Origin of the sequence: Paenibacillus sinopodophylli (assembly GCF_005930355.1) — a bacterium.
Classification (GTDB): domain Bacteria; phylum Bacillota; class Bacilli; order Paenibacillales; family Paenibacillaceae; genus Pristimantibacillus; species Pristimantibacillus sinopodophylli.
Genome location: NZ_VDBO01000011.1, coordinates 66849 through 83433, shown reverse-complemented (window position 1 = coordinate 83433; position 16585 = coordinate 66849). Strand labels below are relative to the sequence as shown.

Here is a 16585-nt window from a genome sequence, read left to right as displayed (position 1 = left end):
GAGGCCGCTACCCTAACCGGCTTAGTTCTTATCCTTGATGATGGCAAATATAAAGGTTGCCGCTTCCGCCCTCGTTGCCTTTTCCTGTGGTTCGAAACGATTGTTTGTTCTGCCTTGCACAAGGCCTGCAAGCTTAAGCTCCCTTACATAAGATACTGCCCAGCTTGGTATTTCTTGCGTATCGGAGAACAGATCACCGCTAGCGGTATTCCCTGTTAACTTAAGCGCTCTTCCCATTAGAACGGCTATTTCTGCACGTGTGATGGGTTGATTCGGCCCGAAGCTATCTTCGCTTATTCCTGTAACAATACCCGCAGCTACAGCAGCTTGAAGGCTTTTCGCGTACCACGAATCCGCTTTAACATCCTTAAATCCTGTAGCTATGTCTGAGGGCTCAAGATCTAATGCCCGAACCAGAAGCGCAGTGAATTCTGCTCGGGTCGTCAAAGTTGCAGGCTTGAATATGGTTTCGGTCACTCCGGTTACAAGATGCTTTGCTGCCAGCACCTGAAGTGTTCTAGCGGCCCAATGTGCTGCTGGGACATCCTCGAAAGTCTTCTTATACTCCAGCACCGCGTATTTGCTAAGATGCTTCAGCTGGACCTTTATCGTATCCGTAACCTTATCTACCGTTCCGCCTACATATTCCCATTGCTTAGTAGACTCGTTGTAGAAATAAATGCCTAGAAGATCCTGATCCAATCCCGTTGTAAAAGGCAGTGAAATTTCCACGTCACCCGATACTTGTTCAGCTGTATAAACCGTTCCATCTAGCTTCGTTAACGTAATGCTAAGCTCATAAATCCGGCCTGCGACTACTACTCGCGCTTTCCCTCCCAGTACTGGAGAATTCGAGATATTCGAATCTACTACAGGCAACATTTGAACCTCGAGAATAGCGCCCGATGCTGCCCCCGCCTGCTCCGATAGCCTGCTAAGTACGGCTGGACTAATCGTAAATACGGCTGCTCCCGATTTCACCTGCACAGGAAGATTACCCACTTTCTCCATGGGTACTGAGAAGATAGTTTCATTGCTGCCAAACTCTACAATCACCTTGCCCTCATCGACCACAAAACGACTTGTTTTATTGCCATTGTTGCTTGTCGGTGTTGGTGTTGGTGTCGGCGTTGTTGGTGATGGCGATGGTGTCGGCGGTGTACCATTTACAGCTGCAAAATCCAACTGATCAATGTACTTGGCCGTTCCTTTCGGCTCCTTGCCTTCAAAGCTTTGTATCCAATTTGTATCGCCAATAATCCAAAGATTTCCGTCCCTGAGTGCCCATACTTTGCCTTCGGCCGTCTGATATACAATCTCAGCAGTAGCACTTGCTTGCGGATTCAGGACCTGAACGACCGTCCCATTCTCTAACGTTGTAAATTCGTTCGTGAAATAGCTATCAATCTCCGGCAATGCGCCTAAATTTCGGCGATAACCCATATAGACGGTATCCCGCGTTCCATCCTTTAAGCTCCCTAACTCCAGCAATGCTTTTCCATAAACCGTAGTCGCTGGATCATCCTCGAGATTGACGAGCAGTACGTCGGTTTTCACCTTAGGATCGAATGTAGGCAGCACCCATTTGTCATTTGCAGTCGTAAGCGTAGCTCCACCCTGATAGTCATTGCCAGGCAATACGACATTACGTCTGTTAGGTCCCCACCACATTTCTCCTGCAGGATAGGCATAATATACCTCCGGACGATAATCAACCAGCTCAGCTAGCGAATCTGGAGCTAATAGATTCGTCCGATATTCGTCCAGCCATTCAAATTGAATAGGCTTGGCTGTGTAATAGGCATACGCTTCGGTACAGGCTGTATGATAGCTGCAATTGAGCAAGAAATCATAAATGCCTTTCGAGCCGCTCTTGATCAAATTATCGAAATGATTGTACATCGTTTGCTGATCTGGATAGCCTTTCACACCCGAATTATACTTCTGCTCCATATTCTCATCTAACTGTGTTTCGGTTGTAATCAGCCACATCGTTTGCGCAGACTGTTCGGCTGCGGAGTAAGGATATCCTGCCCGCTCCCTTACCAAATACTCGGAATTTCCGTATACTTCTCCACCTATGCCTTGAAAACCGCCGGCTTGTTGATGGTTGATAAAATACTTCCTTTGGCTTGAAACGTATTTATAAATAACAGGTATGGAAACAATTTCATTAATAGCGTCGGCAACCTCCATTTGATAATCGTTAAAGGAATCGTCCCGGAAATCCGCATAATCATCCCACAATCGACCCTGATAGGCATCCGCCTTATACGTAGCATCAGGAGATGCTGAATCGACTAGCAAAAGCTGGTTTTTCCAAGCATCTTCCCTTTCCCCCCTCACGATAGGAACGAGTCGTGCTGCCGTTTCGAAGGAAGGCAGTGGTGTCAGCATTTTCCACGCCTCATTCAAATCCTCAATCGTGGAATAACGATTATTCAGCCACGTAATAAATTGAGCGCGATAGACAGGCGAATCAATCAACATGCTCTCGTTCTCGGCATATACGCCCGATTCGTTATTGACCGGGTCCACGAATAACCGGAAGTTAGGTCCGAGCCTTAACTTACTGACATGGCTCTTGATTTTATCAAGAAAGAGATCTCCCTTATCCCAGATATTGACCAGTACGTGACTCTTGTATTTGACCTGCGGAGTAAAGTAAACCGTATAAGTACCCTCGCTTAAAGTCGGCACCGTGACATCGGCCTTAAATTCAAGCATGCTGCCGCTTTGCTTCTCCACCGTCCCTTTGCCCGAGGCGACCACTTCCCCCGTCTTAGGGTTAACGACTGTAAACAAATTAGATATAGCCGTTATGCTAAAGCTCGAAGCTGGCGCTACAGCATTCTGAACGTTAGCGGATGGAACAATGAGAGAGACTTCGCCACTTTGAGTAATATCCTCCACTTTCAACCAACCGGATAAATAGGCTCCCTTAACGTTCCCTGATTCCGCTTCAATCCAGGCGTAGTCATTGATTGGATGATTCGGTTTAGCGATTCCGCTCGGTGTCCATGCCCAATCTTCAGGTACTACCGCAATCGCGTCGAGTCCTTGGGCGTATAAGCCGTCATTGACACTTTGCCTTGGCGTGTCGGTCAAGAAGCCCAGTGAATGCGTTCCGCTTGCTAACTCTACGGAATCCAGCTTATGCCATCCGAACTGCAAAGCTTCAATAGTACTGAATACCGGTTCGCCATATGCATCACCAGTTGATTGATAAGCCCCGTTATCAAGCTTCCACTGATAAGTGGAAGCATAGGATTGATTATTCGGTGTGCCTAGCACCCAAATGTCATAGTTCCCCGCGGCAGGAAGATGAAATGAATAATCTGCTGTCCCCTTAGAGCCTGGAATTTTGGTGTACATCTTCAGGAATTGTCCGCCGCTGGCTGCCTTGAGTGACGCAGCCCCGTCGCTCGCCCTAGGCATATACGCAGTCTGAACGACCTCTTCCTCGTCCCCATGGTTGATCGCATTAAATTGAATACCGTAAGTAAATCCTTCTTCATCCAGATAATCGAGCAGCCACTGCCATGCCCATGCCGGTATTCCAGCCCCATGTACGACAGCATTGATATACAAATCCTTTAATCCTTGAGCCTTCATATATTGTAAAACCCGCTTATCGTCTTCCCAACGCGCTTTGTTGGCAGCAGCATCCGTTGTGGAGAAATAAATCAAATAGTCAGAGGTAAACAATCCCCCGATGGGAACAAATGGTACCCCATCCCATATCATCGTGTGGTTTTGGTCTGCATACCAAAAGTGGGTTTCCCCCAGCTTCTTGTCAACGAAGCTGCCATTCGTGAGCGGCTTGTAGCCATCGCTCGATGCCGTGGTAGAAACAACAGTCAAGCTCGGTGTCGATGGTAACGCTTGCAGCTTATGAAGTCCAAATTTGACAACATAGCTCGCGGCTGGAATATCTTTGGGAATCTGAAAATCGAATACAACTTCCTTGTTTTCACCGACAGACAAGCTAGATGTATTCACGGAAGCAAGCTCCGATACGCCCCACAATACATCATCTTTCCAGAAGCTCAGATAGGCTGTCGTATCGAAATCTATAGCTTGCAGCAATTCAAAGGAAGCCGTTCCCTGCAGGGTCGCCTCTCGGTTCATTTGTTGCGGAACGATCAATTCCTGTATTTCTGCCTTAAGCTCCGGCGCATCCCCTTGAGCTGAACCCATTGCGAATGACTGTACGAGTACGGAGTCGTTACCATCCGGCGCATTCGTGTAAGGAATATCGACGATTCCGGTTCTTACCTCGTAAGAGCCGTCAGGTGCATTAAATGGAATTTTCAGTTGCATCGTCTGAACGTTTTCTTCCCCGTTCGTCCAGCTCTTCTTAACGGAGGGAACAACCTCGCGTGATACGACTTCTTCGTTTAGCATCAGATCGGCAAAGAAGTACAGCTCGCCATTAAAGTCTGCTTCCACCTTATTCGTAGTGGTGACGGTCAATATATCCTCTCTTTGCACAATGGTCTTATCTAGTTCGCCGCCAACGTAACTAAATTTCACTTCTTGCCCATTAAACGGCTTATTAAGGCCTTTCGGAGACCATCCCCACGAATCCGGAACGATAACCCAAGCATCAATAGCTTGCGAATACAAGCCATCTAGAGAGGCCTGCCTTGGCGTATCCGTTAAGAAGCCCAGCGAATGCTGACCTTGGCTTAATTCAGATGTACCTAGCTTTTGCCATGACATAGGCAATCCTGCTGGTGTGACATACACCGTATTAGCTGAAGGGGAATCGACGACTTTATAGCTAGCGTCATCCAGCTTCCACTTAAATGGGGATAGCCATGGGTTATCTCCAGGTGAAGCCAATACCCAGATGGAATAGCTTCCGGCTTCAGGAATATCGAATTCATAATCCGCTGTACCCGTAGCACCAGGTGTCATGGTATACATTTCGAGAATTTGTTTGTCGCTTGCCTTAGCATTATATTTCGAACGATACTCTCCAGTTATAGAAGCAGCTTCGCCTTCCATCCACACATATTTAGGAGGAATGATCGGTTTGGGTGCAGGAGGTTCCAATCCATTAGGTGTCCATTCCCATACCTGCGGCACGACCACCACTGCATCAATTCCTTGCGAATATAAACCATCCGGCGTACCTTGCCTCGGGGCATCCGTTAGAAAAGCTAAATCGTGCTGGCCCTGCTCCAAATACAAGGAGCTTAGCTTAATCCAATAAAAAGGCATGCCTTCCGGTGTACCATATACACTTTCTCCGAAAGCTTCGCCAGCAGCGCTGTAGGCACCCGCATCCAGCTTCCACTTATAACCCGACAACCATATGTTATCGCCAGGCGTACCCAATACCCAAACATCATAACTAGCCGTTGCTGTAATATCCAATTGATAATCTGCCGTAGCGACTGTATTCGCTTCAGAAGTATATAACTTCAAATAACTTGCTCCGCTGGAGGCGCTTTCACCCGCGACTGCATATCCTCCATTAAAGGAGTGTGTATCCTCTCCTTCTATCCACAAGGAGTCAGCTTCAGGAAGAACCATATTCGCAGGCTGTTCCAATCCATTAGGTATCCATTGCCATGCATGCGGCACAGCTACCACTGCATCAATTCCTTGCGAGTATAATCCGTCCGAATTGCCCTGTCTCGGGGCATTCGTTTGAAACCCCAAATCGTGCTGACCCTGCTCCAGATCAGTTGAGCTGAGCTTAGTCCAATAGAATGGCATGCCATCCGGTGTCGTAAATACGCTTTCTCCGTAAGATGAGCCAACAGCACTGTAAGCACCCGTATCCAGCTTCCAATTGTAAGCGGACAGCCATATGTTATCTCCAGGCGTACCGAGTACCCATATGTCATATTTAGCTGTTGCTGGAATATCCAATTGATAGCCCGCCGTAGCAACGGTATCTGTATCATCAGTATATAATTTCAGATAACTGGCTCCGCTGGAAGCCCCTTCTCCAACAACTTGATAGCCTCCGTCGTAGGCTTGTGCATTCTCTCCTTCTAGCCATAAGTATTCTGTCGTTGAATGCACAATCGGCGTATTAACACCACTATCATCTTCAGCGTAAATAACATAAGATGGAAAAGTAGCCACCAATACGGCTAAAACGAGTGTTAGCGTTAGAAGTTTATTTTTCATCATTTTCATAGCTTGCATCATTTGAGAAAACGCCTCCCATTACTCTTATAATGAATTGCAATCTCTATTAACCCTTAACTGCACCAGCAGTAAGACCCGAAACAATATATTTTTGCACGAATATATACAACAAAATAACGGGCAACGAGACAATTACAATATTGGCAAACACCAAATTCCAGTCACTGGAATGTTGACCAAAGAAGAAATAAATGGTCATGCTTAACGTAAATCGACTTGCCGTATTCAGAAAATAAAATGGCGTTTGAAAATCATTCCAAATGTTCATGGATGAAAGGACGACAACAGAGGCATTGACTGGCATTAATAACGGAAAGAGAATTTTGAAAAATAACTTAAATCTTCCAACTCCATCGATAATAGCCGCTTCGTCGAGCTCTCTAGGCACACCTCGAAGAAATGAAATATACAAATAAGTCATGAATGGGAAATTGGTCGCAACATAAAGTAAAACAATTCCCGTAAGCGTACGAATGAGATGCAGCGATTGCATTAAATAGTAGGTCGTAATAATAGAGCCAGGAAGGATCATTCCCGCTATTAGAACGTGCTGCAACAGTCTCATAAGACGGCTATCCCTGCGTTCAATAACAAAGGCGGCAACTGCACAAACGATAATAATAAGGACAACAGATACAACGGTTATGAGCAGTGTAATCCAGAACGCTTGTGGAATACGTGCAATTCTAAATACCTCTGTATAATTATTAAATCCTGACCAATCTTTAGGCAGTGTCAACTTTAGGTCTGCTGCATCGCTTTGATTTTTAAGAGAGTTCACAATAACCATGTATAAGGGTATTGCTACGATTCCACTTAGAACCAAGGAAATCAGCTCTAGTACTCTTTTTTTCCATTTGCTCATCTGATCACCCTTCTACCTTCCGGTTCAGCACCTTATTAACGAGCAGCACAATCACCAGGACAATCAGGAACAACATGACGTTCGCTGCCGTAGCCTCCCCATTCCTGCCTGCAGCAAAATTTTTAAACACGATTGTGTTAATGACCTGCGATGAATTCCCTGGTCCTCCCCCTGTCAAGGCATATACAATGTCAAATACCTTCAAACCGCCGATTACACTGAGAATAACGTTTGTATTCACAACTGGCATTATTAAAGGAAGCGTAATATGTCTGAACATTTGCCAAGAGTTAACCCCCTCAACCATCGCCGACTCCTTCAATTCCTGAGGGATCGTTTGTAGTGCCGCCAGGAATAGAATCATCGATAGACCCGTCCACTTCCAAATCTCGACAAAACTCACAGAGAAGATAACAATTTGCGGATCAGTCAACCATGATTGCGTAAGCATACCCAAATGAAGCGTTTCCAGAAACACATTTAAAAGCCCTCTACTCGGATGCAACAAAGCACTGAATACAAGTGAAACGGCCAATGTACTTAGAAGAACTGGGAAAAATAGCATCGATCGAAAAAAGAGTGTTGTCCTTAACTTAGCATTGGCCAGCAACGCAAGCAGCAAGCCTAAAACAATCTTAAAAACGGTCGTAATAATGGCGAATATAAATGTATTCTTGAACGCAATAACCTGATCATCCTCCTGGAACAAGGATTTGAAATTGTCGAATCCAACAAACCGAGTATATTTAAAACTTTCGTCCATATTCGTAAAGGCATATAGAAATCCTGTTAGATTCGGATATATGAAAAAAATACTAAAAATCAATAAACCAGGGAGCAGGAGCCAGTAGCTATAATACATTTTTTTAATCATTTAGCACCTCTATATAAAAGGAAGGGAGTAATGAACTCCCCCCCCTTTTCTAATGTCTTTACTTGAAGTTCGGATCGTCCTTGGCTTTTGCCGCCTTCTCATAATCCTTTTGCTGCGCTTCCAGCACTTGTTCAGGTGTTTTTCCGCCAATAATGATATCCTGCAAATAAGCTGGGAAAGCCGCGTTGATATCGTATTTCATACTAAACCCGTCGCCGCTCGCTTTACCTGCATCCAATAAAGCTTTGGCTTCAAGCTCCGCCGGTGTTAATGAGGTTTCGGTTACCCCTTTGATTGCCGGAATACCGCCATCTTTGCTGAAGAAGATGTTTTGTGCTTCTAGAGATTCGAAGAAGTTAACAAACTTTTGTGCGGCTTCTTCATTTTCACCTTTGACCACAAAAACGGCATTTGGTGCAAAAATATAACTTTTGTCAGCTTCAGCACCTTGGTAAGGCATAAGGAACGCCCCAATGTCTGCTGTCTGATCCGGGAATTTACTTGCAATATCAGTCATAACCCAAGTCGCCATAATGTACATCCCTGCTTCGCCTGTTGCCAAAGCCTTCTGTGCATTATCATAAGTATCAGAAAGCACGTCTTTGTTCGTCAGGCCTTTAGAAGTCACGTCTTTAAGGAACTGCAGCCCTGTCTTGCGAGCTGTCCAATCTGCAAATTTTGCTTCATTAACATCGATTTTAGCGAGAACCTCGGCCGTTGAAGGTGAGGCTTGCGCATGCTGCACAGGTAATTGCAATGTCCATGCATCTTTACCGGAGAGGTATAGCGGAATTTTCCCGCCTTTCTTGAGCGCCTCGCTTACGCTCCAGAACTCATCCATGGTTGTCGGTACTTGAAGCCCTAAGCTTTCGAATACCTTTTTGTTATACAGAACTACGCTTGTATTCGTACCGCCATAAGGAGCGCCATAATATAAACCATCTTCGTAAGCAGTCATGATACCCTTCCAGGATTCCTTGTCAAAATTAGCAATCCAAGGTTGATCCTCTTGGCTTACAAATGTTTCGGACATTTTACCAAAGCCTTGTGTATCCCCTAGCCCTGCATAATAGAATAGTAGATCCGGCTTGTCGCCAGTAGCAAAGCGGGCTTTTACTAAATTAACCCCGTCCATGCCCTCTGGAATTTTCTCTATTTCTAACTCAATGCCTGTTTTCTCAGCTGCTGCAATTAGAACCTCATCCATACCAGCTTTAAACCAACTCGCATGTCCAATCCCTTTGATTTTAATCTTCTCCAAAGGTACGCTTGGGCTTTCTTCAGATGCAGAAGGACTAGCACTTGGTGCACTAGCATTGTTTGTGGAGCTGGTATTATTCCCACCACCGCATGCTGTAACCACCACCATGAACATAGCCAATATTGATGCAACAAACGTTTTTCCAAAATGTTTTTTTCTCAATCTTTTCCCCTCATTTCGAATCGTTATTGGTTGAGATGTTCTTAGTTTAAGGCCTGTAACTTTAGAACGAAATAGACATTCTTATTCATCGCAGGTGGATAATCTTATCCACCTCTCGATTCGGCTAAAAATATTATTAAACAACAATTCCCCCTTAAGAATGATAGCTAAAGGGGGAATTTATATTTGTCTAAACGGATAAGTTAATGCCTTAGTGTTTTAATGCGGTTTTTATAATCTTTTTCGTTTGTCAGCAAGCCCTATTTAAATGACAACCGAGTTCAATTGGCAAAACACCCGCCAACCACACTCGGTTCACCGCGAATGAAACGAATAACATCCGGATGAAACGAGATATTCTGTGGCACTTTCTGTCGCTGAGACGAGTGTGACTCCCACTGCATCGCCAGCTAATACTCCGCTCTCTGTAACCATTTGCTGCGGGAAGGTCGGAATAATAACTGTAGCCGTTGTGTTGGCCGGCACCTCAACCTTTAATTTCAGCTCCTCCTTATTCTTGCTCCATTCGCAAGAAATAGTTCCTCGAACTGAGTGGTAAGCAGCCTCCACCCAGTCGATTGAGCCGGCGATCTTCGGCTCAATTCGGACCCGCTTATACGAGGGTGCGTATTCATCCGGACGAATGCCGCCGAAGCTTTGCAGCATCCACTCGGCAATGGAGCCGAAACCAGAATGAACAAAGCCGTTCATCGCGCTGGGATTAAAGCCTAATCCGGCAACATAGGAGTCGAGGCGCTCCCAAACCGCGGTGGCTCCATGATCAATCATATGGCCAAAAGACGGTGACTCCGACCGCATGGCCATATGAAAAGCCAGCTCATGCTGCCCATTGTCAGAAAGGGCATTTAACAGAGTATTCGTAGTCGATGTACCCGTTGTGAAGAAGCCGTCATACTGCTCAATCGCCTCAAGCATCTTTTTCAGGACAACGGCTGCATCAACAGGCTTCACTAGTCCATAGCCAAGTAGCAAACCGTAAAGGGTTTGAGAAGCCACAGCTGGTTCTTGCGAGGCGACTATCGTACCAACAAATTCCTGAGTCAGCTTCGCAGCAAACTGCTCAAGCTTATCAGCAGCATCCTGGTCACCGACAACGCGTGCGATTTTCTGCACCAGTTGACTGATCTGCAAAAACGCCAGCATTTCATAATGATATTTGTCCATGCAGGGAGGCCCGGTATCTTTCCATAAGGTCGCTCCCGGCCGGACAGTCATGTGGGACGCCAAGTGATCATTCCAGCAATACTCAAAGGGCTCCAGCCCGCTTTCCTGCCGGTTTTGCAGCAACATACAATAAGCAAGCAGCAAGGGATACGTCTCCTCCAACAATCGCTTGTTGCCGTAATTCAAATAAGAAGACCATGCCGTGGTAACAGCTGCATCGGACCAGCCGGCCGAAGGAGAGATTAATCTCATCCGTGGCGCCGTGCTGTAGAAATACCCTTCATCGCTCTGCTCATCGGCCATATCGGTGATTCTGCGCGAGAAGTGGGAGGACATATCCAGCATATAAGGGAGAGATTGGGAATGGGTAGTGAAGCAATCGCCCAGCCAAGGCCAGCGCTCGTCCCGATCTACGACATCAACAAGCACACTTTTCATGCAGGCTTGATAGGTCGACCGTATGTTGGACCAGAGTTGATTCAAACGTCTGTCCGAGGTTTGCAGATTGGATGCCACCGCATAATCATCCGCAATCATAATAGCGGTTATATCGACCAGTTGGTCCCGTGCATTCAAGCCCGTTACCTCGATATAACGAAACCCTTGAAAGGTAAATGAGGCTTCAAACGTCTGCACTCCCCGGCCATTCAAAATATAAACATCACCATTATTATATGCACCCCAGAGACTGTCTGTATAAAGCGAACCGTCATCCTTCAATTCCGGGATATAGCGCAGCTTTATTCGGGAACCTGCCGGACCTTGCAAGGTGACCCGGCAAATGCCGCCGACGGTTTTGCCGAAGTCACACAGCCAGACGTTGCAGCCAATCTCTTTGACGGACTCGGAAGGGAATTCCGTTAAACGGCGGATCGGCTGCACGGTTTGCGGTGATTTATCCAAAGCCCATGAAACAGGCGAGACTTCAACCGGCTTCCAAGCGGATGCGCCTGAGAAAGTGGGCTCAGCCCAGCCTGGCATCTCTTGCCGGGAATCATAATGGATTCCGTCATACATGCTAGTTTTGCGATAGGGGCCGTCCATGGTATATGTCCAGTCGGAGCAGGTGCCTATCGTTACTTGCGAACCATCCGTATATTCGATCTTCAATTGCGAAATTATTCGCGGAACCGCATCCCCGTATCTCCCTTCGGCAAAGTTCTTGTACTGATCGTACCCGTCAAGGCGAAAGCGTGAGCGGTACCAGCCATCAGCCAATATTGCGCCGATGGCATTAGCGCCTTGATTTAATAACGCGGTTACATCGAATGCCTGCACAGCGGCCCGTTTGTTGTACTGGGTAAAACCCGGTGCCAGGCAATGGTCACCGACACGTGAACCATTCAAATAGAGTTCATAAAGCCCAAGGGCCGTGACATAAATCATAGCCCGTTTAATCGGCTGGTTAATCTTAAATTCATTTCTAAAAAACGGAGATGGGCGCAGATTACGGCGACTGCCGGGATCATATGCCGTCTTCCCATCTGTCAGAAAGACCGTTCCGAATCCTTCCTCCACATTCTCATAGGAATCCAGCGCACTCACTTTACAGCCTAGAGCTATATTAACGCCATTACTCAGCACCTCTAATTCGGCCAGCTTCAAACAGTAGGTCGGGCCTGCGAATGCAGCTTCTGTTTGCTTGTGTGAAGTCAATCGGATATAACGTCCACTAGTTTCAGCAAAAGCGGAGGTTACACACGATTCAAATGCGACATCCACTTCAGAATGGTCCACTGCCAGAGTACAGTCCAGCATATCCGCATTTTCTGAAACTTCGACTTTGTAACGCATAGGAAAACCATCGGACGGAGGTATTTCACCACCCTCCGGGCGTAAACCCCGCCTTCCGGCTGCAGCAAACATTCGAATGCCATCGATCTTGCGTGATTGGCCAAGATCAATTTGCACCCATTTCTGCTCCAAAGGATTTGGTGTTTCCAAAGACATATAACCGAGACAAACCGGTGAATCCTCGATAAACTCTAAAGCGGTAATCCATTCAGCTTTCCAATCTTCACTCTGCAAGAGCCCTATGGAAAATTCGGCAGTTTCATCGGCTTCACTTTTTTCTGCCATGCCGCCAGCCACAACTGTCCATATATATACTGTCCAGAAACAGCCGTCACCTGAAGACAGCACTGACCCACCATATTCGATATGGAGCGTGTCATCGGAGTCAATTTTCCCAGAATCCCATAGGTCAGCCAAGTCCGGCCTTAATTTAGCCGGATCGGAGGCAACCAGGATTTGATAAGCTGCTTGTTTAACGTTTCTTCTTTCATCTACGATTTCCCAAGAAAATCTGGGTTTGGGAGTGCTGATCCCGAGTGGATTGATCAAATATTCACAGCGTAAATAAGTGGCTTTACTGGGCATAGGAATCTCCTTTATCGTTGGCATGCAAACACAGTACAACTGGATCGCTCAAAGCGAAACCGTGCATCTTGTCTTAAAGGCCTACCTTATAACGCCTCTACCTTTAAACGAGGCTACCGCATAAAAAAATCGTCAGATGAGCTATCAACTAAATTCGCCAGACCTTCGATTATAACGATCTCAGTTTAAGCCCTGTATCCATCAAACAAAATAGACATTCTTATTCATTGCAGGTGGATAATCTTATCTACATCTAGATATCGTCAGTCTAGCTCCATCGTTGAGCTTAACTCTATTTCAATTGAAATTAGTTCATGTTACAGTATTAAAAAAATGATCCAATTTGAAGATGATAGGTGGATGCTAATGTTCTCCTCCAGCAGCTTGCGCGCAAAACTATTCCTAACCTACATGCTTATTATTATTGTCTGTACGCTTGGTGTTTCCATTCCCTCTTATTTCTACATTAAAAAAAATATTGAAAGCAGCACCCTCTCTAGCCTAGAGCAGTCGGTTCAAGGCGTGTCCGATCAATTGAATGCTTATCAGAACGAGTTTGATAATATCTCCACGCAGCTCTATCTGAATTATGATGCTGTCGGCAATACGATGATACACTATCTCAATGTTCTTAATACGTCCACCGATTCAATCGAAAGACTAAAAGCAACGCAATCCCTTGATAAATTCATCCAAATTAACAGTTCCATTTATCAAGACCTATATCGCATTACTCTCTATGCTAATAGTGGTCTTCTCTTCTCAAGTAAACCCATCGATAATAACATCTATGATTCGGAAGAATCTCATGCTTGGATTCCTTTAATCGCTCCACTTCGCGGCGACACGTTTTACCGTTATTCCGCTAGCGACGAATGGACGAATGAACAGCAGCCTGCCGTTTTTTCCTTCATCCGTGCAATCGACCCTAACGACCAGCAATCGGGATATATCGAAGTACAGATTAAAGCCGCCGATATTCTTGCATCCGTTGATTCACTTAATTGGGAAGGAAGCCAACTCCGTCTATTAGACGAAAAAGGCCATGCTTTTTACACCATGATAGCAAACGAAAAACTAAAAGTGGCCAGCCATAACAGAGAAAACTTCTATACCTTTACGAAAACAACAAGCAAGAAGTATATCGTCGCCGAGCTAACTGTCACCAAGGATCTCGTGCTCTCCCCCATTCGATTACTTCGAAACATCTTTATCGCATCGCTTGCGGTGTTTCTTATATTTTCAGTATTCTTCTTATCATTTTTAGCCAAAATTTTGATTAATCCCTTAATTAAGCTTAAAAGCAGCATAGACCGGATCGACTTGGTAGATAAGCCCCTAGGCATTGAGAATAAATATAAAATGAATGAGGTTGATCAGATTAACCGGGCCTTCCGGATTATGAATGACAGGCTGCAAAACTCATTACAGCAAATTATTCAATTTCGCACCATGCAGCTGCAATCCCATTTCGATACGCTGCAATCACAGATCAATCCCCACTTTCTCTTTAATATGCTAGGCGTAATCCAAGCTTTGTCCGATAAAGGGGATACGGAGAAGATCAATAAAATCACTTCTAATCTAGCGGATTTCTTAAGATATTCCTCTGCAACGAGCTCACCCGTCACTTCATTAAAACAAGAAATAGAGCTTACGAGAAAATATCTAGAGCTAATGAAATCTCGCTACTTATATCGCTTGGAATACAGCTTTGATTTGGATCAACAAATGAATGACTTGATCGTACCAAAGCTAACCCTTCAGCCATTAGTGGAAAACTGCCTCCAACATGGCTTTAGAGATGCTCATCCCCTTCGTATCCTTATTTCCGGTAAGATTGTAGGAGATCGGTGGCAATTGACTGTTCAAGATGACGGAATTGGTTTTTCAGAGACCGTCTTGCCAACGATACGTGATAAGGTTGAATCCTATTTACAACAACTCGACACTATGGAGCAAGGTGATCGTTTGGGATTCGGGGGGCTCGGATTATGCAGCACACTGGCGAGGATGCAGTTGATCTTGAAAAACCAGCTTCATTATACGGTAGGCAACAATGTGAATCGGGGAGCTTACATCACGATGTCCAGCACTATTAAATTTCTCTAGGAGGCATATACGTAATGAAGATTATGCTTGTAGATGACGAACCCGTTTTTCTGGAGCAATTAAAAGAACTGATTGTTCGGATAGCCTCCGAAGAAGGGCCTTATTCGTTTGAAATTATCGCGGAATGTTACAGCGGACAGATGGCCCTTGATCAAATCCCTTTCTTAATTCCAGATGTCATTATTACGGATATTAAGATGTCGGCGATGGACGGCATCGAATTGGCTCATAAAGTCCAGCAGCGTTGGCCTAGCACCGCGGTCATCATTATTAGCGGCTTCTCCACCTTTGATTATGCCAGAGATGCATTACGAGCTAACGTCGAGGAGTATTTGTTAAAACCTATCGAGGCCGATGCCGTAAGAAGCGTGCTTTTACGGATTCAAGAAAGACTCATGAACAAAACCTATTCTCGGAGCAAAGAAATTTTACAATTGATTCTTGAATCAAAGCGTAACGCCTCTTTGCCTGAGCTCATTCAAGAGCGGTTATTTCCCTATTCCAATTATGGGCTGCTGATCGTTCCGGATCATGACTTCTCGATCGATAATGATTTGCTGCTTCCCCAGTCCTTAAGCACAGAGAAAAGCTACTATAGCAAAGCCAAAAGCTACCTCGACGAACAGGAAGAGCTTTGGGTATTGCGGACAAAGAGCAGGCGAGAGCTTGCGATTCTGATTGGTTTTCATACAGATTCAGCTCTAAAGCTGCACAATCTCCTTCCGTTTTCACAGCATCATTTTATGAACAAAGGCCTTAGTCCTTCTATTGCTTACAGTGATAACCTGATTCATTTGGCAGATATCAATATCATTCAACAAAAACTGATTGATGAGCTATATAAGAACTTGGTCATAGGAGAGCCGAAGTTCATATCCTTAGCTGACTTCTCGGAGCCTCTCCATGATGATTTTCTAATAAAAGCAGATGAAGTAGAGCAGCTTTCCCTCTACTTGAACAAAAGTGACTGGAAACAAATTAAGAAACTCATTTATCATCTCTTTCAAAACTGGGGCAGCAAAAAAACTCCCCTATTATATTTGGAAAAAAACGTTAAGAGTATCGTCCGATTATTGGAACAGCAATTGCCTCCAATCGACATCGTAACAAGTAAAACTCTTGAAATTCGAATAGAGGAGATATGCTTTGTCTCTTCATCATTCTCGGAAACAGCAGATTCCTTCTGGGATTTAATCATTCACGTGTTCCAGCCCCAGGTTCAAGAATCAGATTCAGGAGCGCTACTCTTCCAACAGATTGAAAGTTACATCTCCTCTCATCTGAAGGAAGCGCTCACTTTAGGTGATTTAATGAAACATTTCCATATCTCTAGCTCCTATTTATGCAACTTATTTCGGAACAATAGCGGCAAATCATTCGTGGAGTATATTACCGCGCTGCGTGTGGAGAAAGCAAAATCTCTCATGCTTAACTACCCCTCCATGCTGCTGAAAGATATTTCGGAAATCGTAGGCTATCAGGATCATCATTATTTCAGCCGCGTATTTAAGACAGTCGTTGGAACAACGCCTAAAGAATTCAAAAATATGAACTAAACCATATTGACCCACCAAAG

At 45.1% G+C, this 16585-nt stretch carries 7 protein-coding genes; 2 read left to right on the top strand and 5 right to left on the bottom strand.

Annotation, left to right across the window (positions count from 1 at the left end):
- Positions 1-21: 21 nt before the first annotated feature.
- From FGT79_RS24780 to FGT79_RS24760, 5 genes are all read right to left on the bottom strand, one after another.
- Positions 22-6171 (bottom strand): S-layer homology domain-containing protein, encoded by a 6150-nt coding sequence (locus tag FGT79_RS24780; protein WP_138755524.1) that lies wholly within the window; start codon positions 6169-6171, stop codon positions 22-24.
- 46 nt (positions 6172-6217) lie between these two features.
- On the bottom strand, positions 6218-7036 hold the full coding sequence (locus FGT79_RS24775; RefSeq protein WP_138755523.1) for a carbohydrate ABC transporter permease: 819 nt from the start codon (positions 7034-7036) through the stop codon (positions 6218-6220).
- A gap of 4 nt (positions 7037-7040) precedes the next feature.
- Positions 7041-7910 carry a carbohydrate ABC transporter permease gene (locus FGT79_RS24770; protein ID WP_138755522.1) on the bottom strand — a complete coding sequence of 290 codons (870 nt, stop codon included), beginning with the start codon at positions 7908-7910 and terminating at the stop codon, positions 7041-7043.
- 58 nt (positions 7911-7968) lie between these two features.
- Positions 7969-9333, bottom strand: a complete 1365-nt coding sequence (locus FGT79_RS24765) for an ABC transporter substrate-binding protein (RefSeq protein WP_138755521.1) — start codon at positions 9331-9333, stop codon at positions 7969-7971.
- A gap of 315 nt (positions 9334-9648) precedes the next feature.
- On the bottom strand, positions 9649-12897 hold the full coding sequence (locus FGT79_RS24760) for a family 78 glycoside hydrolase catalytic domain (RefSeq protein ID WP_171056425.1): 3249 nt from the start codon (positions 12895-12897) through the stop codon (positions 9649-9651).
- A 360-nt stretch (positions 12898-13257) separates the two neighbouring features.
- On the opposite strand from FGT79_RS24760, the gene FGT79_RS24755 reads away from it, so the two are divergent.
- A complete protein-coding gene (locus FGT79_RS24755) occupies positions 13258-15009 on the top strand; it encodes a sensor histidine kinase (RefSeq protein WP_171056424.1) in 1752 nt (583 codons plus the stop codon).
- Positions 15010-15023: 14 nt separating this feature from the next.
- On the top strand, positions 15024-16565 hold the full coding sequence (locus tag FGT79_RS24750; RefSeq protein WP_138755518.1) for a response regulator: 1542 nt from the start codon (positions 15024-15026) through the stop codon (positions 16563-16565).
- Positions 16566-16585: the final 20 nt, after the last annotated feature.